Source organism: Psychromonas arctica (genome assembly GCF_038155225.1).
Classification (GTDB): Bacteria; Pseudomonadota; Gammaproteobacteria; order Enterobacterales; family Psychromonadaceae; genus Psychromonas; species Psychromonas arctica_B.
The window spans coordinates 15,618-36,870 of the sequence record NZ_JBAKBA010000019.1 but is presented as its reverse complement, the minus strand read 5'-3'; the positions used below and the strand labels follow the sequence as shown (position 1 = coordinate 36,870).

At 37.2% G+C, this 21,253-nt stretch carries 21 protein-coding genes; 13 read left to right on the top strand and 8 right to left on the bottom strand.

Going from position 1 to position 21,253, the window contains the following annotated elements; translation table 11 throughout:
• Positions 1 to 215 precede the first annotated feature (215 nt).
• Positions 216 to 662: an Rrf2 family transcriptional regulator gene (locus V6255_RS09530; RefSeq protein ID WP_341627938.1), complete on the top strand. Its 447-nt coding sequence runs from the start codon at positions 216 to 218 to the stop codon at positions 660 to 662.
• Positions 663 to 778: 116 nt separating this feature from the next.
• Here V6255_RS09530 and V6255_RS09525 read toward each other — a convergent pair whose 3' ends face one another.
• Entirely contained in the window at positions 779 to 1,675 is an 897-nt protein-coding gene (locus V6255_RS09525; RefSeq protein WP_341627937.1) for a LysR family transcriptional regulator ArgP, read from the bottom strand.
• A gap of 218 nt (positions 1,676 to 1,893) precedes the next feature.
• Between V6255_RS09525 and V6255_RS09520 the strand changes: the two genes are divergently transcribed.
• From V6255_RS09520 to V6255_RS09510, 3 genes are all read left to right on the top strand, one after another.
• The gene (locus tag V6255_RS09520; protein WP_341627936.1) at positions 1,894 to 2,508 is read left to right on the top strand and encodes a LysE/ArgO family amino acid transporter; all 615 of its coding nucleotides are present in this window, start codon (positions 1,894 to 1,896) and stop codon (positions 2,506 to 2,508) included.
• Positions 2,509 to 2,580: 72 nt separating this feature from the next.
• Entirely contained in the window at positions 2,581 to 3,291 is a 711-nt protein-coding gene (locus V6255_RS09515; protein ID WP_341627935.1) for a heparan-alpha-glucosaminide N-acetyltransferase, read from the top strand.
• A gap of 217 nt (positions 3,292 to 3,508) precedes the next feature.
• The gene (locus V6255_RS09510) at positions 3,509 to 4,759 is read left to right on the top strand and encodes a leucine-rich repeat-containing protein kinase family protein (RefSeq protein ID WP_341627934.1); all 1,251 of its coding nucleotides are present in this window, start codon (positions 3,509 to 3,511) and stop codon (positions 4,757 to 4,759) included.
• Between the two features lie 125 nt (positions 4,760 to 4,884).
• On the opposite strand, the gene V6255_RS09505 is transcribed toward V6255_RS09510, so the two are convergent.
• Positions 4,885 to 6,012 (bottom strand): M14 family metallopeptidase, encoded by a 1,128-nt coding sequence (locus V6255_RS09505; RefSeq protein ID WP_341627933.1) that lies wholly within the window; start codon positions 6,010 to 6,012, stop codon positions 4,885 to 4,887.
• Between the two features lie 422 nt (positions 6,013 to 6,434).
• Between V6255_RS09505 and V6255_RS09500 the strand changes: the two genes are divergently transcribed.
• Together V6255_RS09500 and V6255_RS09495 are read left to right on the top strand one after the other, a co-directional pair.
• Positions 6,435 to 6,734, top strand: coding sequence for a GFA family protein (locus V6255_RS09500; RefSeq protein ID WP_341627932.1), 300 nt, complete (start codon positions 6,435 to 6,437; stop codon positions 6,732 to 6,734).
• Between the two features lie 284 nt (positions 6,735 to 7,018).
• On the top strand, positions 7,019 to 7,879 hold the full coding sequence (locus V6255_RS09495; protein ID WP_341627931.1) for a polysaccharide lyase family 7 protein: 861 nt from the start codon (positions 7,019 to 7,021) through the stop codon (positions 7,877 to 7,879).
• A gap of 179 nt (positions 7,880 to 8,058) precedes the next feature.
• Here the strand turns inward: V6255_RS09495 and queE are convergent, their stop codons facing one another.
• Entirely contained in the window at positions 8,059 to 8,736 is a 678-nt protein-coding gene (queE, locus tag V6255_RS09490) for a 7-carboxy-7-deazaguanine synthase QueE (RefSeq protein WP_137297276.1), read from the bottom strand.
• Positions 8,737 to 8,886: 150 nt separating this feature from the next.
• Here queE and queC point away from each other — a divergent pair, with 150 nt between their 5' ends.
• The 3 genes from queC to V6255_RS09475 all read left to right on the top strand — a co-directional run bounded on the left by queC (position 8,887) and on the right by V6255_RS09475 (position 11,154).
• Positions 8,887 to 9,579 carry a 7-cyano-7-deazaguanine synthase QueC gene (gene queC, locus V6255_RS09485; protein WP_341627972.1) on the top strand — a complete coding sequence of 231 codons (693 nt, stop codon included), beginning with the start codon at positions 8,887 to 8,889 and terminating at the stop codon, positions 9,577 to 9,579.
• 51 nt (positions 9,580 to 9,630) lie between these two features.
• Positions 9,631 to 10,287 carry a cupin domain-containing protein gene (locus V6255_RS09480; protein WP_341627930.1) on the top strand — a complete coding sequence of 219 codons (657 nt, stop codon included), beginning with the start codon at positions 9,631 to 9,633 and terminating at the stop codon, positions 10,285 to 10,287.
• Between the two features lie 162 nt (positions 10,288 to 10,449).
• On the top strand, positions 10,450 to 11,154 hold the full coding sequence (locus V6255_RS09475; RefSeq protein WP_341627929.1) for a DUF3581 domain-containing protein: 705 nt from the start codon (positions 10,450 to 10,452) through the stop codon (positions 11,152 to 11,154).
• Positions 11,155 to 11,453: 299 nt separating this feature from the next.
• On the opposite strand, the gene V6255_RS09470 is transcribed toward V6255_RS09475, so the two are convergent.
• Complete coding sequence (locus V6255_RS09470; protein WP_341627928.1) at positions 11,454 to 12,617, bottom strand: alpha-hydroxy acid oxidase; 1,164 nt, start codon at positions 12,615 to 12,617, stop codon at positions 11,454 to 11,456.
• Between the two features lie 123 nt (positions 12,618 to 12,740).
• Between V6255_RS09470 and V6255_RS09465 the strand changes: the two genes are divergently transcribed.
• Both V6255_RS09465 and V6255_RS09460 read left to right on the top strand, forming a co-directional pair.
• A complete protein-coding gene (locus V6255_RS09465) occupies positions 12,741 to 13,640 on the top strand; it encodes a LysR family transcriptional regulator (protein WP_341627927.1) in 900 nt (299 codons plus the stop codon).
• 320 nt (positions 13,641 to 13,960) lie between these two features.
• A complete protein-coding gene (locus tag V6255_RS09460) occupies positions 13,961 to 14,203 on the top strand; it encodes a type II toxin-antitoxin system prevent-host-death family antitoxin (protein ID WP_341627926.1) in 243 nt (80 codons plus the stop codon).
• A 619-nt stretch (positions 14,204 to 14,822) separates the two neighbouring features.
• Here V6255_RS09460 and V6255_RS09455 read toward each other — a convergent pair.
• From V6255_RS09455 to V6255_RS19320, 4 genes are all read right to left on the bottom strand, one after another.
• Positions 14,823 to 14,930 (bottom strand): DUF2474 family protein, encoded by a 108-nt coding sequence (locus V6255_RS09455; protein WP_341627925.1) that lies wholly within the window; start codon positions 14,928 to 14,930, stop codon positions 14,823 to 14,825.
• Positions 14,930 to 15,934: a cytochrome d ubiquinol oxidase subunit II gene (gene cydB, locus V6255_RS09450; protein ID WP_341627924.1), complete on the bottom strand. Its 1,005-nt coding sequence runs from the start codon at positions 15,932 to 15,934 to the stop codon at positions 14,930 to 14,932. Before cydB ends, V6255_RS09455 begins: the two co-directional genes overlap by 1 nt.
• Positions 15,924 to 17,354, bottom strand: coding sequence for a cytochrome ubiquinol oxidase subunit I (locus tag V6255_RS09445; RefSeq protein ID WP_341627923.1), 1,431 nt, complete (start codon positions 17,352 to 17,354; stop codon positions 15,924 to 15,926). The genes cydB and V6255_RS09445 overlap by 11 nt, the downstream gene beginning before the upstream one ends.
• Before the next feature lie 337 nt (positions 17,355 to 17,691).
• Positions 17,692 to 17,784, bottom strand: a complete 93-nt coding sequence (locus V6255_RS19320; protein ID WP_425355920.1) for a DUF2805 domain-containing protein — start codon at positions 17,782 to 17,784, stop codon at positions 17,692 to 17,694.
• A gap of 978 nt (positions 17,785 to 18,762) precedes the next feature.
• On the opposite strand from V6255_RS19320, the gene V6255_RS09435 reads away from it, so the two are divergent.
• Both V6255_RS09435 and V6255_RS09430 read left to right on the top strand, forming a co-directional pair.
• Complete coding sequence (locus V6255_RS09435) at positions 18,763 to 19,017, top strand: hypothetical protein (RefSeq protein WP_341627922.1); 255 nt, start codon at positions 18,763 to 18,765, stop codon at positions 19,015 to 19,017.
• 933 nt (positions 19,018 to 19,950) lie between these two features.
• The gene (locus V6255_RS09430; RefSeq protein ID WP_341627921.1) at positions 19,951 to 21,207 is read left to right on the top strand and encodes a hypothetical protein; all 1,257 of its coding nucleotides are present in this window, start codon (positions 19,951 to 19,953) and stop codon (positions 21,205 to 21,207) included.
• The last annotated feature ends 46 nt before the right edge of the window (positions 21,208 to 21,253 follow it).

Genomic DNA, 21,253 nt, shown 5'->3' with positions numbered 1-21,253 from the left:
GCATTTTAAATACTTGTTTAATTCCATAACCTGTATACTAAATACTTATTTTAAAACATGCAAATAGAATGCATAATTAAAAGCTCAAAAATATTTTTACGTTATAATAGTAAATATCGATATAAAAACGAATAGAAATGAAGAAGATTCGCTATCCATGAAGCTTAGCTTACAGATGAGAATGAAAGGATTTAGACAATGAAAAGGTCAAAAGATTGCAATTAACAAAACATACAGATTATGCAATTCGTGTTTTAATTTACCTCAATACACAGCTTGAGCAAGAGTCATTATCTAAAGCGACGGATATTGCTTCGCTTTTTGGCATCTCATTTAATCACTTAACAAAAGTAGTACATCATTTAGGAAAAGCGGGATTTATTCAAACGGTTAGAGGTAAAAGTGGTGGCATTAAGTTAGCTAAATCAGCTGATTTAATTAACTTAGGCGACGTTGTTGCGATCATGGAAAATACACTTGATCCCATTAATTGTTCTGAGCCACCTTGCCGATTACAAAGTGTTTGCCTTGTTAAACCGATTTTAAATAAAGCAATGCAGGCGTTTTTAGATGAATTAAACAAGCACACCTTAACTGACATTTGTCTTGCAAAAAGTAATGATGTTTGGACATTAGAGCTTCATGATCCACTTCAGCTTTAATATAAGATTAGTATTAATATTGTCTTGAATTTAAGTAATGAATCTAACCTGAACCTAAGTGAAAAGCAGTTAAGTATGATTAAATAGAGTTGAGTATAATTAAATAAACTGAGATGTTATTTCAGCACTTGTCGAGCGTAATCGATCACTTGTTCACTCAACTGTTGCATTAACTCTCCACCTAATTGCCAACAATGCCAGTACAAAGGAACACGTACCTTATGTTCTGGCAAAATATCCACCAGCTGACCACTTTTTAAATGAGCTTCGACACTGAAGCGGCTATTAAAACTATAAGCACCACTGGCTAACGTTAAATCAATAAAAGCTTCAGATGAACGTATCGTATGGCAAGGATATTGGCCCATTTGTAACCCAAAGTGTTCACGTAAAAAAGCTAAATGCATATCGTCATGCTGATCGAAAGACATTGCAGGCGCATGTTGTAATGTTTGCTTATTCACGCCTTGTTTAAAGAAACGTGCTATAAAGTTAGGGCTCGCTACACAAACATATTCCATATAGCCCAAGAAATGGCTATCACTCCCGCTAATGGCTTTAGCTTTACTGCTTAAACAAGCCAATGCTTCTCCACTACGCATTCTTTCCCAGGTAGTGGATTCGTCTTGAACAAATAAATTTAATTGAATGTTTTTAGTCTGCAGTAACGGGCTTAATGCAGTAATTAGCCAACTCGCTAAGCTATCTGCATTAACCGCTAAAGGCAACGTTTGGGCTTGATTGCTTTGGAGATCTAACTGTTGGTTAAGCTCCATCTCTAATTGTAATACTCGTTGATAATGCCCTAGTAATAAACGCCCTAAGTGGGAAGCCTGAGGTGGCGTTGAACGGATCAGTAACGGCTCACCAAAGTGTTTTTCAAGTAACTTGATACGCTGAGACACGGCTGACTGGGTAATAAAAAGACGTTGTGCAGCACGGTCGAAACTTTGCTCCATCACCACTGCATCCAACGCTTTTAACAGCTTATAATCAACATTACTTAAATCCATACCATCACTACCTTAATTTAAAAATTACTTTCTTAGAGATTTAAAATAAATACGTTAGTAAACGTCAAAAGCAACGTTAACAATATTGAGCTACTCGCATTAACAACATCCCCTTCCACATTAGAAATTTTAATTAAACATTAAATTTATTAGCTACACTAACAGTTTGAATATAATTATAGTAGCCCCCTCTTTTTCATCACCTATCATGAGTACCTATGTTCAGCACCTACTTTACTGGTTTAACATTAATGGCCACCTTAATTATGCCAATCGGCATGCAGAATGCGTTTGTATTAAATCAAGGAATACGTCGTCAACATCATTTATTTGTTGCGACATTTTGTTCACTGGCGGATGCCATCTTTATGTCTGTCGGTGTATGGGGAGGTGCAAAAGTATTTACGACTTTTCCATGGTTACTAACGAGTATTGGCATACTCGGTGCAATTTTTATGTTCTATTACGGTTCTTTATGTTTTAAGAGTGCCTTTGCAGGCGGCAATAATTTACAAACTGACGACAAGAGTAGAAGCTTCAAAGCTATCGTATTAGCTTGTTGTGCATTTACAATTTTAAACCCACATGTGTACATTGATACGATTGTTATATTAGGTGGGTTTGCCGCTAATTTAACAGCTGAAGAGCGCCCTTGGTTTGTCTTCGGCGGGGTAAGCGCTTCATTTATTTGGTTCTTTGGCCTTTCTTTATTAGGTCAAAAATTAGCCCCTATTTTATCTAAACCTAAAAGCCAACAAATTATCGACTTTGTTATTGCTATTATGATGTGGGTGATTGCAGCTTATTTACTATATTATGTTGTTACAAATTAAATGATTACTTTAAAAGTGGGAAGTAATCACAATACTATTAGAGAATAGTTCAAAGATAAAAGGAAGTCACCAGTGAGCAATCTATCAAACACACGTAATGTCAGAGTCAATGAAGTCGATATATTACGAGGTATGGCGATTGTCTTGATGGTGATATTTCACTTTTGCTATAACCTTGCTGCTTTCGACTGGTTAGACATCAATACCAATAAAGATATTGAATGGCGTGTATTTAGAGCCGTTATTGTATCTGGCTTTTTATTAGCGGTAGGAATGAGTAGCTACTTAGTTTATTCGAAACACGTAAACTTAGTAAAACTCAGTAAAGCAGTGACGAAGTTAGTTGCCGTTGCTTTATTACTTACCGTCGGCAGCTTATTTATGTACCCGAATGCTTGGGTGTATTTTGGCATCATTCACTTTATTGCCGTGGCTTTACCTATATCAGTAATATTCGCTCGTTTCCCCACCACCGCCTTGATGGTTGGCGTTACTTGCTTGATAAGTTACCAATTGGATTGGATAAGTATGCGACCTATCTGGCTATGGTCAGTAGAACACTTAGATATTCCTCGAAAAACGACTGATTTAGTGAGCTTTATCCCATGGATTTCGCCGGTATTAATTGGCATTTATGTCATGCACAAGTCGTTATTTAATATCAAAATAGCAGAAAATATGATCAGTAATACACTCGCCTTTCTTGGAAGGCACTCATTAGCGATTTACCTCATCCATCAACCTATCATGTACGGCGCTATGTTAGCGATTAGTAAGCTATAAAGTCTATTTATGTAACAACCATTAAATAAGGTGGCCGCTATAAAAAGACAATAATAAATAGCGTCATCAATATAGTGGCAAACATAGTAATAAAAATAATGGTAAAATTCGCGACCGTTTAAAATAAAAAATAACGGCTAGTTATAGTAAAAATATAACTTCACGTTACAATCTCAACATCAAAACAACTATTTATTTAATCATTAGGAATTCTATTTTGCATAGTATTGCACAACTTAAAGCAGGAAAACTAACAGGCATTAAGCGCTTACAACTATCCGAAAATTTAACAGAATTTCCAATGGAAATTCTAACCTTAGCTGATAGCTTAGAGATATTAGATTTATCAAATAATCAATTAAGCACCTTGCCTGATGAAATAAAAAAACTGACTCACCTTAAAATTATTTTTGTTTCTAATAATTGCTTCAAAGTACTACCAACCGCTTTAGGTGGTTGTCCATTATTAGAAATGGTTGGTTTTAAATCAAACCAAATCCAAGAAGTACCAGCTGAATCATTGCCACTAAAACTACGTTGGTTAATTTTAACTGATAATAAAATAACCAGCTTGCCAGAAACATTAGGTGAACGAACACGCTTACAAAAACTAGCACTGGCAGGTAATCAACTTAAACGGTTACCTAAAAGTACAGATCAATTGGTTAACCTTGAATTATTACGTATTTCAGCTAACCAATTATTAGCTTTTCCAATACAAATATTAAGACTACCTAAGTTAGCTTGGTTGGCTTTTTCAGGTAACCCTTTTTGCGAAACTGATTTACATATAAAATCAGTACCCGAAGTGGCTTCAACTGACTACCGTTTATTAGAGGTATTAGGCCAAGGCGCATCGGGCATTATTTACCAAGCAAAGTGGAATGACAGGGTTAACCAAGCAGATTTTTTTCCAGACGATATTGCCGTAAAAATATTTAAAGGAGAAGTGACCAGCGATGGATATCCTCAAGATGAATTACAAGCTTGTTTAAAAGTAGGAGCTCACAAAAACCTAGTGAAATCCGTAGCACAAGTCAACGAAAGTAATTATCTGGCTTTGGTTATGGAATTGATACCAGCTCACTTCAAAAACCTGGGATTACCGCCAGACTTTCAAACTTGTACCCGTGATACTTTTGAATCAAAGTTTAGTTTATCCATTGAAAGCATTAAGAAGATAGTAGAGCAAATGCAACAAGTGTTTGAACATCTACATAACAACCAAGTTTGTCATGGTGACCTTTATGCGCACAACACCTTGTTTGATCAGCAATCAAATATTATTTTTGGCGATTTTGGTGCAGCCAGTATGTACCACATGCTGCAGCCAGTCGTTAAAGAAAGTATTAAAGAAATAGAACGACGAGCGTTGATGTATTTTATTGATGACTTGTTGAAAATTTGTGATGTTAACGATAAAAAGTCGCCAGACTATCAAATGTTAAAAGCGTTAGTTCAAGCATAAGTTTGTTGATACACAAAATTTCTTTAAATATAAAACTAACGACTTAAGCTAAAAAAAGCCTAACAAATTTAATTTGTTAGGCTTTTTTTATTTATAGACCATAGCAAAGTACTTATATATGTTGACTAACGTAAGTCGTCAACAACCGCTAACATAGCCACTAGTGATGCTTCCCCTAATTTAACAGAGCGCTCTGGTGACCACCCCATTGTTGGATCTGGTACATTGTCGTTATCTTTAAAAGGCATTTCTAATGTATTAGCAAGGCAATCAAAGTGCTCAGCAACCCAGTTTGTCGCGACCGTCATATTCGCTTCACCTGGAGCATCAACGTCATAACCAAACTCAGATTGGAAATCTGCACTGGCTAATTTAAATACCTCAGAGAATCGGTCACGTAATGTAGCCAAACGATCGTTATAACTCGGTGTGCCTTGTGATCCAGCTAAGAATACAAAAGGTAACGCTTCATCACCATGCACATCATAAAAAAGGTCAACACCGGTTTCTTTCATTTTATTAATCACATGAAAGACTTCAGGGCTTTTTTCGATGCATGGGTTTAACCACTCACGATTTAAGTTAACACCTGCGGCGTTGGTACGTAAATGACCACGTACACTACCATCAGGGTTCATGTTAGGAACGATATAGAAGTTTGCTTTATCTAAAAGTAATTTACCCGTCGCATTATCGCTGTCTAGCAAGCTATGTATTAAACCATCAACTAGCCATTCCGCCATTGTCTCACCAGGGTGCTGACGTGCAGTGATCCAGATATTACGTTTATTAGCATCACCATCGCCAATTTTGACTAACGTTAAATCACGTTTATCTAACGTTTCACCTAAATGTTCAAGACTCACTAACGGGTGCATTTGTAACGCAGCAAGCAAATCTTGATGGCGTTCGTAACTGTAAGGCGCAAAGTAAGCAATTTGGATAGCTTCACAATCCATATCTGCAACAATAGTTAGCTTTCCATCTTTATAGAATGTTGGTAAACGGAACCAATGCTGACGATCATAAGAAGCCACGGCTTGATAGTTGTCCCAACCTTCAAGGTAAGACGCTTCACCAGCATTAAGAATATTAAGAATGTATTGTTCGCCTACTTCACCGTCGATACGAAAGTTAAACCATTGAAAAAACTCCCCGCCAACATCGGGACGAATAGCCAATTGGATATCTTTTTTATCTTCTAGATTAATAACTTCAATATTACCTGCATCGAAATTAGCAGTGATACGCATAACTTTTCCTTAATTAGTGATTTACGAGTTACCCTGAGCATAAACGATCCTAAACAAACAGCAAAGTAGAGTTAATCAATGACTGGCAATTTAACCGAACGACGGTGGCTGAATTAGCTTTTCATAACCTAGTTAGCATCGATGGTCTAGTTAGCCATAACCTAAGCACAGCCATTCACAATACTTTCTCGTTCCAACAACAAAATTTATTAATGAACTCTATTCTCTACACTAGAAATACCAATATAAATCAACTAATGTCAGTAAGTGTAGAGTAAAGAAGGTAAACGTTTATTCGACGGGCCGATGTTAATGCAATAGCGTTGTGTAATTTAAGACAAGGAAAGCAAATGAATAAGATCAACACTATTCAAGGATCATGTCATTGTGAAGCCGTTCAGTTTGAAATTGAAAGCGACTTTATGGAACTGACGACATGTGACTGTTCTATCTGTGCAAGAAAAAATGCATTGATGGTAAAAGTACATGAAAGTGCCATGCATATTATTGCAGGAAAGGACTACCTAACCACCTATCAATTCCATACCAATACCGCAGAACATTACTTTTGCAAGGTCTGTGGGATCTACCCTTTTCATCGCAAGCGCGTTACACCTGATTATTTTGGCGTGAATGTATTTTGCTTAAAAGACCTTGATGTAAAAGGTATCGCTTTAAAAGATATTCCAGTTCGCTCTACCGTGGGCGTAGGAATGAAGTGAATATTAAATAAAACATATTAAATAAAACATATTAAATAAAGAATATTAAGCTAAACATTGGAAGCTAATATAATGTAAATGACCGACTATCTAACTGTTTAGTACCTTATGACAGTCGTGCTCTAATTCTATATTCTAAGCTTATACACGATGGCTGTGCTCTAGCTCACAATGCAATTAAAAAGCTAATTGCTAATCCATAAAACCAGACCAAATCGACGCTATTAAATTGATCTTCATGTTATTTTTTAATAAATACTACAATACCACATAAGGTTATTTTAATGAAAAAACAACTACTTGCTATCTCAACACTCATGGCAATCTCTTCTTTTGCAACGGCAAATGTTCAGTTTTCTGATCAAGAGGGAACATTAGGCGAACCTGCTAAATACACGCAATTCCAACATGTATTAACAGAGTCAGAGTTACAAATTTCCGATGCGGAAGGTAAAAAAGGCAACAAAGAATATTTTGCATTAGATGGTAATTTTGATGGCATTGTTAACCAATACTTTTATGTTGATAAAAAGAGTGAAGCACTTGTTTTCAAAATGAAAAATGATCACCTTCGTAACGAAATACGCGTTCATAAAAACTTCCGTACTGATTTACCTAATAAACTTTATACATTAAGTGCTGAAGTTGAAATGATTGATCCCGTTGGTTCAATGAAAAACTCAGACTCAAAACAAAATGAAATAACCTTCCTACAAGTACACAACAAAGGGTTAGATAACCAAGGTACGCACAATGTGCCACATCCCCTACTTCGCGTTGTTTGGAAAGAAGATGCTAACTCGGTGAAAGGCCACTTCTGGGCAATGGTTAAAAATAATGCAGTTATTTGTAAAGGGTCGTTTGGTAAAAAGAATAAAGATAAAGAGATGTGTAAAGCTGATGTTGCTTACAAGAAATATGATTTAGGTAAAGCACCTTTAAATAAAGCGACGGCTTTTGACATCACTGTCGGTAATAAACAATTAGTGATTGATGTAGATGGTAAACGTCTTGTTGAACATGATATTGATTACTGGCGCCACCTGTTAAGCTACTTTAAAGCGGGCGTATACAATCAATTCACTAAGGGTATGAGTGAAGCGCATTTCTACAAACTTGAATATAAAGCGTTAGAAACTAAATAAACTTAATTAATACTAATCACAATAAATAGCTTAAAGGCTTAACTCAAAAAAATAGGCACGCCATTAAATAATGGCGTGCCTATTAAAAGCCTTTATTGTATAAAGATTAGCATGATAAACCTCGTACCGACGGTTTCATTCACTTCAACATCTGAAATAACAAAGAGTCAGTAAAAAACTTAATCAATCTGTAAATACTTGTGCATTTGTACTGACAAACGCCAATTACGTTCAATACACGTTTTCATACATAACGCGGTGGCTTTTGCTTTTTGAGAAATGGGTTGTAAGCAAATCGTTTTATCTTTAATAGATGTTATTTTCGATAATAAAACATCTAATTGCTCTATATCTTTTTCAGTGCCTACTGGATGCTTGATTTCATTAGCACGTTCCAATGCTTCTTTTAACACTTCCTTCTTACCGCGCATATTAACTTTAGGAGATAAAGTAACCCAAGTTTGTGCATCGACTAGAACAGGATAAGTGCCACTCGTTTCTAATTGAATATCAAACCCAAATTCATGTAAGACCTGAGTTAACTCTCGTAGGTCGTACATGCATGGTTCACCGCCAGTGATCACAATCAACTTTGCGCTGTAACCTAAGCGTTTTATTTCATCAACAATGTCTTTCGCTGAACTATCAGCCCAACGATCGGATTCATTACTTTTATCGGTCAATAAAATTAAATCAGATTTTTTAGCAGGATCAATTTCCCAAGTATGTTTGGTATCACACCAAGCACAGCCAACGTCACACCCTTGTAAACGAACAAAAATGGCAGGCACACCAGTATAAAAACCTTCGCCTTGAATGGTTTGAAACAGTTCATTTACTTTATAGTTTTGTGTCATTGACGTAAAATGCCTTATTTGATCTTGCTCACTCTTTTAGTGGGCTGTTTTTATACCCGTGATATCGTAAGATGTAAAGTCAGCAACGTAAATAGTGCTATTAAATAGCTATTAGACTGGGCTTTATAAACATCGAGAGATCACTTCGCTATCAAGCAATACAATAGGAAATACAGTATCATGAGTAAAAAAGTTGTCGTTATATATTCAGGTGGGATGGACTCATATACTGTTTTACACAAAGCTATTGAAGAAGGTTTAACACCTTATGCATTAACTTTTGATTATGGGCAACGCCATGTGAAAGAAGTACAAGTTGCAGAACAGGTATGTAAAGAACTAGGCGTTCATCATAAAGTGATTGATATTACCTCAATCAATCAAATCATTGGCGGCTCATCATTAACAGATAGCTCAATAGAAGTGGCACAAGGTGATTACGAAGAAAGTAATATGCTTAATACTGTGGTACCAAATCGTAATATGATTTTATTATCGTTAGCAATTGGTTATGCCGTTTCATTAAAAGCAGACCAAGTTTATTACGGTGCACATTCTGGCGACCATGATATTTACCCTGATTGCCGCCCAGTTTTTCTTGAAAAAATGAATGATGTGGCTGCTGTTGCTAACTACGAAAAAACTGAAATCCATGCCCCTTATCTACAAACGGACAAAATAGGTATTTTAAAAGACGGCATTAGAATGGGTTTAGATTATGCTAAAACATGGACCTGTTATAACGGTCGCGAACAAGCCTGTGGTCAATGCGGCAGCTGTGTTGAACGCTTACAAGCCTTCGAAAAAAATGGCATAACAGATCCGATAACTTACGAAGCTTAAATTCAATGTACTTGAATATTCTGCACTAAAAACTGAGTGGTAAAAGCGCGAATGAAAAATATTAACCTCGATTTTAGCAAAAAAGTGGTCATTGATACCCAACAACAACCTTGGCTTAATAGTCCAATGGCAGGCGTTAGGCGTAAACCATTAGCAAGATCAGAAGATCAAGTGCATGTCACCAGCATTGTTGAATATGCAGCAAACTCTTATTTTAGCGAGCATCCACACCCACAAGGTGAAGAGATTTTCGTGTTAGAAGGCATTTTTTCAGTTCAAGATGGTGATTACCCTGCCGGCAGTTATTTACGTAACCCGCCAGGTAGTCGTCATAAACCTTTCAGCGAGCTAGGCAGTCTTATTTTTGTTAAATTGAATCAGTTTATCGCGACTGATTTAGAAACCATTCGAATCAACACAGCGACATCGGAATGGTTACCAGGTATCGGGCATTTACAAGTAATGCCTTTACATAGTGTTGAAACACAGCATACCGCATTAGTAAAATGGCCTGCAGGAGAAAAATTTCAACCACACAGACACTTTGCAGGAGAAGAAATATTAGTGATATCTGGTACCTTTCAAGACGAGTTTGGAGCCTACCCAAAACATACTTGGATACGTAGCCCTCACATGAGCCAACATACTCCGTTCGTAGAAGAAGAAACTATTATATTAGTGAAAACTGGTCACCTACCACTAAATTAATACAAAAGCTCCCTCTTTAAAGTTAGAATTTTACTTTTAATTTGCATATTATTTGCACTTTTACTATTCCATAACGTTAATTTTTTTTATAAAATACTAGGTTAACCCTATATTTGGCCCAATTTATTCCGCGCCTATACGTTTTTATATTAGAGAGCTGAGATGTTATTAGATCCATATTATACCCAGCAAGAAAGCAGCATCAAAATTAGCGCAGAGCAAGCGAGTTTTTTTGCTAAAAAAGAGTGCCAAGACTTTAATCCTATTCACGACCCTGATTCAAAACGTTTTTGTGTTCCTGGCGATCTCTTATTTGCCTTAGCGTTAAAAGAATACGGTGTTAGTGAGTCAATGAATTTCACCTTTACAAACATGGTTGGTGATAGTGTTGCACTGAATTTCCCAAAGACTGATAGTGACCATATTATCGTAACAAACGATCAGGGTAAAAGTGTCTTAGAAATTAAAAAATCAGGAAAATCGAGCGACGATATTGAACTGATTGAGTCATTAATCAAAAAATACGTGGTTTTCTCTGGTCAAAATTTCCCTACGTTATTGATGCCATTAATGAAAGAAAATAACGTGATGTTTAATCCTGCGCGTCCATTAGTAATGTACAACAGCATGAACTTCGAATTTGATACCTTAAGCTTAAATAACCCAGTACACGTTGAACTAGCAGAAAGTACATTAGAAGTGGAAGCTAAACGTGCCAATGAATTTTTACACTTTGATATCTATGATGGCGAAAAAGTGATTGGACGCGGTGTGAAAACGGTAGTGGTTGGCGGGCTTAAACCATACGATCATGATTCGATAACAGCTTTTGCTGAAAACTATTTAGCAAACCGTAACGCGTTTTAAATTATTACTTATCTCATTGTATTTAAAAGTGGTTATCGATAGATAAAAGCCAGTGTATTCACTGGCTTTTATATTTTAGTACTTTCAGAAAGGCTTGGGTTTACCTGAAGTCTACTGTGTTATTAAGATACTATGTTATTAAGATACTATGTTGTTAAGATACTATGTTATTAAGATACTAAACTATCCACCTCTAACCTATTTACCTCGCGTTGCGAAGTCTCAAGCCAGCACCTAGATCTTAGTCCGGTATCTGATTCTAAACATAAAGCCATAAGCTTAAATATAAAGCTTATCCCCTAAGTTCGAAAACGTAAATTATCACTCGACAGCTGGCTCACAGATGTTTTCCCCATTAGTTTCATATCTCGCTCTAATTCAGCACGCATTAAACCCAATGCTCTTTCTACACCCGGTTGACCTGCTGCAGCAAGCGGATACAAATACATTCTTCCAATACCGACTGCTTTTGCACCTAACGATAATGCTTTTAATACGTGCGTACCGCGCTGTATACCACTATCAAAAATAACATCTATTTCATCACCGACTTCTGCGACAATTTCAGCGAGTTGATCAAAAGAGCTGCGTGAGCCATCTAATTGACGTCCACCATGGTTTGAGATAATGATACCCGTACAACCAATTTCAACGGCTTTTCTCGCGTCTTCTCGGCTCATAATGCCTTTTAAACAGAATTGGCCATCCCAAAATTTAACCATCTCCGCCACATCGTCCCAGTTCATTGAGGGATCCAGCATATTAGTAAAATAGTCACCAATCGAGGTCGCACCATTTTCCATATCCACATGCTCATCCAGTTGCGGTAAGCTGAAAGGTTCATGCGTCACATAATTAATGCCCCACATCGGTTTAAGTACAAACTGCAGCATGCCACTTAGGTTTAACCGAAATGGAATTGAGAAGCCCGTACGCAAATCTCTCTCTCGATTACCACCCGTGATTGAGTCAACCGTTAACATCATGACTTGCACTCCAGCTGTTTTTGCGCGTTGCATCATGGCTTTGTTTAATTCACGGTCTTTATGAAAGTAAAATTGATAGACCTGGGGAGTATTGGTTTGTTTCGCAATTTCCTCCATACTTACCGTACCCAAAGATGATACGCCAAACATGGTGCCATACTTTTCAGCGGCACCAGCCACCGCCCTTTCACCTTGATGATGAAATAAACGTTGCAATGCCGTTGGTGAACAATAAACCGGCATCGCTAATTTTTGCCCCATTACCGTCACAGATAAATCCACATCTTTAACACCCGCCAATACACTCGGTATCAGATCACAGGTTTCAAAAGCTGCGGTGTTACGTCGATAAGTTGTTTCGTCATCTGAACCACCATCTATATAATTAAAAATAGGGCTAGGTAAACGTTTTTTAGCCAAGGTTCGAAAATCTTGAAAATTATGGCAATCTTTTAATCTCATGAACTTGAATGTCATTGTCGTCTTCCTTTCTTTTTAATTATTTGTGAATGGGATCCTGTAACTCACTATAGTCCTTGATTGATTTCTAATAAATACAACATAAAATAATAAACTCTTTCTTAAAACGGCCTAATAAAATTGAATTCAGCAGATCTTACTTTGTTTGCTTACGTCGCAGATACTGGTTCTTTCAGTAAAGCCGCATTGCAAGCCGACTTATCAACGCCAGCACTCAGTAAAAGAATTACTAAACTAGAGCATTCCCTCGGTGTACAACTTATCCATCGTACTACGCGTCGCCTCAGCTTGACCGAAGCAGGTGAAAGCCTTTATGTTCATGCTAAAAATATAGAAGGCCAAGTCAGTGATGCGATTGCGTCTGTCTCAGCTTTTAGCCAAGGTTTAAGCGGACATATCAAGCTCTCCGTTCCTACTATTTCAGGTGAGCTATTGCTCGCTGAGGCTATTGCTGACTTTTGTCAGAAATATCCTAATATTAGTGTTGATATGCGTCTTGAAAATCACTTCGTTAACCTTGTAGAAGAAGGTTTAGATCTCGCAATACGAACCGGAAAATTAGAAGATTCTAGTTTGATAGCAAAACCATTAATTCAATCTAACTGGGTGGTGTGTTGTTCGCCAAGCTATAGAGATAAATATGGTGAAGTCACCACCATTGAAGCGCTCAAAACACATAATTGTCTTGCTTATACTTATCAAGCGCAGGGATCTTTTGACTGGCGATTCACTAAAGGTGAAATAGAGGAAACGGTTCGCATCAGCGGCAGTTTAGCCACCAATAATGCACAAGCATTACGTAAAGCAGCCTTAGCAGGTTTTGGTATTGTCTATGTGCCTCGTTGTTGTGTTTATGAAGATCTACAAAAAGGAAAGTTAATCAGTGTGTTAACTGATTATACACCGAGACAACTCGGCGTGTATGCCATCTACCCTTTCACCAAACATTTACCTGAAAAGTTGAAGCGTTTAATTGAACACCTTAAACAAGCTTATGCAGATAAAAAAGAATACTTTTAAAACGTTTTAAAATTTTAACTATTGCGTGTTCTGATCAAGCAGCTCTTGTTAAACATAGCCGGACACTTCCCTAAATGATTGTTAAATTCAATTTATAATGATTGATGCCTTACGCTGAAACATGGAAACCAACCATCAAATAAAGTCTATATTTAGACTTTATTTGAACCAATATATTGAGCGTTCTATTATGACTGTATTGAAGATAATCAAGCCTTAAAATAAGATTAAAAGAATAACTGAATTATCGGCAATTTCTATGAGGTAGTTTGTAGTGATAACTAACACAAAAAATATCTCATTAACTAAGGAGTAAAGTTATGCATGTGGAAACAGTAAGTTTTTTGAAAAATGCCGCTAACCTTCCCTTGGAAGAGCCGTTGATCATTACACAAAATGGTAAACCAGCCTATGTTATAGAATCGATTGAAGAAAGAAACAAGCTTGACGAGCCCATTGCCTTATTAAAACTTGTTAGCTTTGCTAAGAACTATATGCAAGCAGGTCGTGTAGTGTCTTCAGACTCTCTTAAGGGGCGTTTAGCAAAACGTAAACAATCCTAATAAGGTCTAGATAATGCTCCAAGTTGAAATCGAATATACTGAAACGTTTTTAAATTGCACTGACTTAATTATTGACCATTTTCCGAGGAGAACTGATGAAAACAATGCGTAAGCAAGCTCGAAAAGGTGATAGATAATTTTGAAAGTACTGTTATGAACAATCCTTTGCTCTTTCCTATATCAAGTGAAATTCTCGATTTAGTGGGAGATAAAAATATCCGTAGCGCTTACATAAACAAACTTCTTTTTTCTATGAAGTCAATATATTCGATGATCATTATGTAGTAACAGGTTTAGTACTGATAGGGGAAAAATAATCCCTTGAAAAACAACTGTTCAAGCATTGTTTATTACGAAAATAGCCCATAAAAAATCCCGTAATATGGGCTTTTTTGTATTTTTCTTGTGTGCTGGAAATTGAAATTGCTTTCGCCCCCTTTACGAGTTAGATAGGTCAGGGGCTAATTTAACATCACAGCGAGGAAGGTAGAAAAAGCAATTGTTTGTCCCCTAAATTATTACCTTACTTAATCGTCAAAGCGACGCTGCTAATAAAAGCGTCATACTCACTTTAAGTTAACAGCATGCAAGTTTTAATCAAATCCGACAAAAAAACACGTTAAAGGATTGCTGACTTTATCAGCATAGCCACAATGCCCAGCGCTAAAACGCTAGCGACCCAAATGCCAGCGAACCACGCTAGTTTCTTATATTTCTTCCAAGCCATTAGTGATACCCATCTTCAGGTCTTACTTTACCTCGGAATACCCAATATGCATAAGCGGTATAGATTAAAATAAGTGGCACTAAGACTATTGTGCCCATTAGTGCGAACTTTAAACTTGAATCAGGCGCAGCTGCTTCAACGATGGTTAAACTTGGCGGTATAATATTAGGATAAAAACTAATAAGAATACCGATGAAGCTGAGTACAAATAAACCAAGAGAGGCAATAAATGGCTGCGCTTCTTTGTCATGCTTTAATCCCATAAATAGTAACCAAGTGCACAGTCCTAACAAAGCAGGAACTAACACACTAAAAACACTACCAGGCAACGCGAACCAACGTTGGAAATAAGCTGGATCTTGGAAAGGGGTAACAATACTAACAACGCCAATAAAGCCTAGGGTAGCAATACCTAACCATTTTGCATAACTACGCATTCTAGTTTGCAGTTCACCTTCCGTTTTCATAATTAACCAAGTAGAGCCCAATAAGCCATAACCAATGACAACGGCACATCCAGTGAATAATGAAAACGGGGTCAGCCAATCCCACCAACCGCCAGCGTAGGCGCGATTTGCCACTTCAATACCTTGCACTAACGCTCCGAGCGAAATACCTTGAGTAAAAGCGGCGATAACCGAGCCTGCGAAGAAAGAAAAGTCCCAAACAGGCTTCCAACGCACGGTTCGCCAGCGATATTCAAAGGCAACGCCTCGGAAAATCAGCGCTAGCAGCATCAATATAATAGGCATGTACAAGGCAGGCATAATAATGGCATAGGCCAGAGGAAAAACGGCAAATAAACCACCTCCAGCCATTACTAGCCAAGTTTCATTACCGTCCCAAACGGGAGCAATAGTATTCATCATAACGGACTTGTCTTGTTCTGACTTAGCCGATGGAAACAAAATACCAATGCCCAGATCAAAGCCATCTAATATGACATAACAGAGTACGGCGAACGTGATAATGATGGCCCAGATAAATGATAATTCAAATTCCACGATTTTCTCCTTGGCTATCTGACTTATGGTCTGTGTTAGTTGTATCAATAATTTGTTTTTGTGCCGTCCTGATAGGACCGTCATTCATGTCAACGCCCGATGTAGCTGGCAGTTTATTCATTAGTCTTAATATATAGTAAGTACCTGCTCCAAAAACAAAGAAATAAACGATGATAAATGCGATTAGGGAGACAGCAACCGCAGGCGCATCAATGGGTGCAAGACTGTCGGAGGTTCGCAATAGACCGTAGACAGTGAAAGGTTGACGACCTACTTCAGTAGTAACCCAACCTGCTAGTACGGCAACAAATCCCATAGGGCCCATCACAATGGCCGCCCGCTTTAACCAATCGTCATCATAAAGCTTGCCACGAATGCGTCTCCAAAAACTCCATACCGCTAAGCCTAACATTGCAAAGCCTAACGAAATCATAATTCGGAAGCTCCAGAATACAATCGCAACAGGTGGTTCGTCTTCATCTGGAATAGTATCTAAACCTGCAAGCGGGGCGTTTAAGTCATGCTTTAAGATTAAGCTAGACACTTTGGGTATCTGAATAGCGTAATCAACCCTTTTTTCTTCTGGGTTAGGAATACCAAATAAGATCAGCGGTGCACCGTCTGGGTGACTATCATAATGCCCTTCCATCGCCATTACTTTGGCAGGTTGATGCTCTAAAGTGTTTAAACCGTGAAAGTCTCCTACAACAATTTGTAAAGGAGCTGCGATAATTAACATCCCCATCGCCATTGAAAACATACGACGCGCAGCAACATCAGTCTTTCTTCTTAGTAGATGTAAAGCGCCGACAGCACCAACAACTAACGCCGTTGTCAGGAAGGCTGCTACTACCATGTGTACTAAACGGTAAGGAAACGAAGGATTGAAGACAATCTGCCACCAATCTTCTGGAACAAATTGTCCGACCTCATTAATATTATAGCCAACAGGTGTTTGCATCCACGAATTAACGGATAAAATCCAAGTGGCTGACATTAAAGTACCAAAGGCCACCATACAGACGGCGAACATGTGTAGTTTATTACCCACTCGCTCACGTCCGAACAAAGCGATGCCTAAAAAACCAGCCTCTAGGAAGAAGGCAGAGAGTACTTCATAGGCCATAAGTGGCCCAAGTATTGGTCCAGTTTTGTCTGCAAATACCGACCAATTAGTGCCAAATTGATAAGACATCACAATACCGGAAACGACCCCCATCCCAAAGGCAACCGCGAAAATTTTCTTCCAGTAGTTAAACAAAAAAAGATAGGTTTTATCATTAGTTTTAAGCCACAAACCATTCAATACGGCTAAATAACTGGCTAGTCCGATCGAAAAGGCTGGGAATATAATATGGAAGGAGACAGTGAATGCAAACTGAATTCTGGCAAGTGTCTCCGCGGTGAAGCTTTCCAACATAACTATAGCCCTCATATAAATGTAATTTTAAATTATGTTAAACTCATGCGGCAATAGAATTGATATTGAAACAAAAGCAACATTAGACATATAACTTTAAAGTGAAAATGACGTTTACTCTATTTATCGTCATAGATTTAGGCATTGATGTTCTTAAAGGATTCTATGCACCGCAAGCACTACCTATTCTTATATTGAGTTGGGCAATAAGCTTTGCAAAGTTCAGACGACCTAAGTTTTGTACGCTTAGTTTTTCAACCTGTCACCCTCCTACACCACAATTTGACACTACTTAGTTTCATCCTTGACTAATAAGTGTTATTACCGCTTGCTCATTCTAGCCAAACTGATGTTCAATCGCTTCAAAGGGTGTTCTATCTTCCCAACTCATTTCGATAAATCTAGACTCTTCGCTCTCACTAAATCGCATTATAAAGTTCCAATTTTTGATATTGGATACAACTAATACGTGAGATAAAAGGTTAAAGTTCAGTTAAAAGTATATTTTTAACTGATGGCTTTCTAATCGAGGTAAATGCAGTAAAAAGGTAAGTAAATACAAGTCTAAAACCGGCACAAAGCCATCACTATTGATTTAACTTGCGATAAGAGTCACCTATTTTTTTTAACGTTTCTACTCCGCTGAACTGAGCATTTGAAACAGAGTGGACGCACCAAACTCGTCAAAAAATAATTTTCCACTGCTCAACAAAGATTGGATTATGTATATGAGTCGCTAATGGGTGTTTCGATTTAGGGTTTATTTGAAATTGTATAGGGTCGAATCATTCCACATAATTATTTGTTGGCAGTTATGCCATTGGCCGTAAATTTCCCTTGGTGATTTAACCTTTTATCTTACTAAGGGAGTGATAGCATAATAGAAGTTGCAATAACGTATCTTTTTTAAAAGCTCAATGACCACTTTGCTGGATTTTGTGACTGTCAGGCTTGATTAAAACCAATAAAATTAAAGTATTAGGTCGAGTTTGAGCCATTGTACTTTAGGGAGTTAAATGATTTCTCTAACTCGCTTTGTCCCCCTTTCCGACTTAACTGCCTATAATGTAATGGTCAATATTACTTAGCCACTGCACTCTAGTCGCACAGAGTAGATAAGAGCCCTCACCGCTAAAGCATTTAGGACAAAAATCTGGATTATGACTAAGAGTTACGCTGCATTAAAGTAACGTAGCTCCTTGAATTCTGCTAATATCCCGTCTCAAATTCAAAGGGTTTGCTAATGCTTATTGATAAATTTCTTTTTAATATTAGGTTCTTTTTTATTTGAAATAGAGACAGGAAAGGTAAGTATAATACTCTCAGGCGTTGTAGTATTCTTACTGTTGTAAATATGCTTATTAAGATGAGTTAACGCCACAATAACAATGATATTTAAGGATATAAAATGGGATACAGTGACTTCGCAAATATTTTTTCAGAAAAGACCACGTATAAACCAGTTGAAACATTTGCCATGGAGCATCGTATCGATTTAGCTGAACTTAAGGCAACAACCACGGCAGTATTGAAAGAAAGTGGAAAGTTACCCGCTATTAAACATATCAATGCTTTCTTCGGTTTAAGTCGCCCACTTCCACTGTTTTCAACAAAAAATTACGTTGAACAAATCGAAGCTGAATTAGCTATGGGTAATGACTAAATAGAGCAATGTTCATGGATGAGTTATTGACTGCGGACAGCCAAATATTTATTGCCGTGAAAAATAAATATATATCTAAAAGGTAGAGCTGAAAATATCAGACATCAAAGTTTCTGGATGTCACATACTTTCAGTTTTGGATACCTTTACGCTTAGCGCTTATTGCCGGTGGTCTTATTGGTTTTCTCATTTATCATATAACACTTGGAAAAAGCAAAGCTTCTAAACAACAAAAAGAGCTTGATAAAAAAATAGAATTAGAAAAATACAAAGCACAAGTCAATGCCCATTTTAATAGTGGCGAATAGCTATCAAGCCCTTTACAATAAAATGGCAGACCAATCACAGTCACTATGAAGTGAAACCCCAACAACTCATTTTCTGTTATTAAAAAATCAGATAATCCTGATGAGAAAATTGAAATCGCTGCAACGAAAATTAAATCTGAAAAAGCTGAAACAACTGACACTGAAGTGAAATCAGAAGATCCTGAAACAACTAAAACCGAAGTTAAAAAAAGAAGTGAGGTAAAGTTCGTAATCCAGACAAAACATAGTCTGAACTGACACAGTTAGTTGCAATTGCGACTATATGATACCTGTAAATAATGCTACGTAATTACCTTTTAGAGCACATTTACATTGTAGCTAAAAGGTTTCGATGTCCTGTCTTTTTCTGTACTTTTTCCTCAACTAAAAAGTAAATTCCTTTTAAATATTGGTCAACAGATTTAAATATCCTGCCTTTTTCTTACCATAGATCGTTTTGGCGTAACATTAAAAATATACATTTATGATTACTTTTAATATATATTCATGACATATAAGGGTTCTACTAAGTTCTTTTCAAATTAATCATTTTTGTATTACTTGGCTATTTACCTAAAAAATACACATATGAATTATTACTTATTTAATCAAATTAGGATTGATAATGACCAAAACAAATTTAAGGTTACTAACGTTAGTAGGGATTACCATGTTAATCGGCTGTGGTGGAAGTAGTGCAGATCAAACTCAATCTACGAGCGACCTTGACTCATCTGAAGTTAATGAAACGGTGAGCTTAGACAGCGAATATACCGCTAATTGGATGGCTGGTGCTTGGGGCATAACTCACCGCGTAGACGGCGGCTATAAACTTGATGCTTCTGTAGAAACTGGAAAATATGATTGGGTCGCTGGCGCAGAAGAAATTGTTGAAAATATTCCTTCAGCTGGTTATGTAATTACATCATTTACTCATCCAGCACATGGTTTTTTATATACTTTAAGAGATAATGAAAACGTAGATGTTGCTGCTATTCATCCTGATATGGTGCCTTCTTTAGAGAATGAAAAAATCATCTTTGATGTTATTAATGTATATAAATCTGCCGGTAAGAAAGTATTATTATATTTGAATACGGCAGGTCCTACTCATGCTGCAGATAGAGACTCCCCCGAAATTCAAGATGCATGGGATGATTATGTAAATACTAATTGGAATGGAGATCATGGTGTAGCTTGGAGGAATCTAGTTGAAGGTTACGCTAAAAGATTCAAAGGTTTAGTTGATGGGTTTTGGTTAGATAATTCAAAAAACATGGCTGGAGGCCAAGAAGAAATCCCTGAATTTGTTGCAATGCTTAGAGGTGTTGATCCGTCATTTGCAATAGGGGTGAATTATGAAACTCATTATTTTGAAGATGAAGATGGTAACTACTTAAAAGTAGCATCAGATGGCATAGATGATAACGATGATCGTGAATACAAAATAATAAAACATGTAGTGACCAATGAATATATGGACTTTACTAATGGCCATATCACTCCAATGGGACAAGGTGCTCCACCTAATTCTTGGGGGTATGAAGAATATACAATCCCACACATGATTGAAAAACCTTGGGATAGTGTTGATGGTAATCATTATGCACTTATGCATGGTTGGTTCCCTATCAGATTCTCTTGGAGCAGTTCAGGTGCTGAGCTAATGTTTGAAGCTGAGCAAGCTTATCGGTTTGTCCGCACTATCACTGATGGTGGTGCCGCAATGACATGGTCAACCACTCAAAAAAAGGGTTATATGCCAGCAGATGAAATGGATATAATGATTGAAATTAACAACAGAATGACACAAGACCCTAAACCAGATTACGAAGCTTATGAAAGACCAGAAGGAGCCTATTTGGTTGGTGAAATAGAATAAAAATCACTACGTAATATACATTCGTAATTTACATTCGCAATAATAA

Coding starts and splice junctions, on each gene's coding strand:
- V6255_RS09430 (WP_341627921.1), top strand. CDS start 19,951: ATGACCAAAACAAATTTAAGGTTACTAACGTTAGTAGGGATTACCATG.
- V6255_RS09470 (WP_341627928.1), bottom strand. CDS start 12,617: ATGACATTCAAGTTCATGAGATTAAAAGATTGCCATAATTTTCAAGAT.
- V6255_RS09495 (WP_341627931.1), top strand. CDS start 7,019: ATGAAAAAACAACTACTTGCTATCTCAACACTCATGGCAATCTCTTCT.
- V6255_RS09500 (WP_341627932.1), top strand. CDS start 6,435: ATGGAACTGACGACATGTGACTGTTCTATCTGTGCAAGAAAAAATGCA.
- V6255_RS09520 (WP_341627936.1), top strand. CDS start 1,894: ATGTTCAGCACCTACTTTACTGGTTTAACATTAATGGCCACCTTAATT.
- V6255_RS09505 (WP_341627933.1), bottom strand. CDS start 6,012: ATGCGTATCACTGCTAATTTCGATGCAGGTAATATTGAAGTTATTAAT.
- V6255_RS19320 (WP_425355920.1), bottom strand. CDS start 17,784: ATGCGATTTAGTGAGAGCGAAGAGTCTAGATTTATCGAAATGAGTTGG.
- V6255_RS09475 (WP_341627929.1), top strand. CDS start 10,450: ATGTTATTAGATCCATATTATACCCAGCAAGAAAGCAGCATCAAAATT.
- V6255_RS09445 (WP_341627923.1), bottom strand. CDS start 17,354: ATGTTGGAAAGCTTCACCGCGGAGACACTTGCCAGAATTCAGTTTGCA.
- V6255_RS09435 (WP_341627922.1), top strand. CDS start 18,763: ATGGGATACAGTGACTTCGCAAATATTTTTTCAGAAAAGACCACGTAT.
- V6255_RS09455 (WP_341627925.1), bottom strand. CDS start 14,930: ATGGCTTGGAAGAAATATAAGAAACTAGCGTGGTTCGCTGGCATTTGG.
- V6255_RS09525 (WP_341627937.1), bottom strand. CDS start 1,675: ATGGATTTAAGTAATGTTGATTATAAGCTGTTAAAAGCGTTGGATGCA.
- V6255_RS09480 (WP_341627930.1), top strand. CDS start 9,631: ATGAAAAATATTAACCTCGATTTTAGCAAAAAAGTGGTCATTGATACC.
- queE (WP_137297276.1), bottom strand. CDS start 8,736: ATGACACAAAACTATAAAGTAAATGAACTGTTTCAAACCATTCAAGGC.
- V6255_RS09460 (WP_341627926.1), top strand. CDS start 13,961: ATGCATGTGGAAACAGTAAGTTTTTTGAAAAATGCCGCTAACCTTCCC.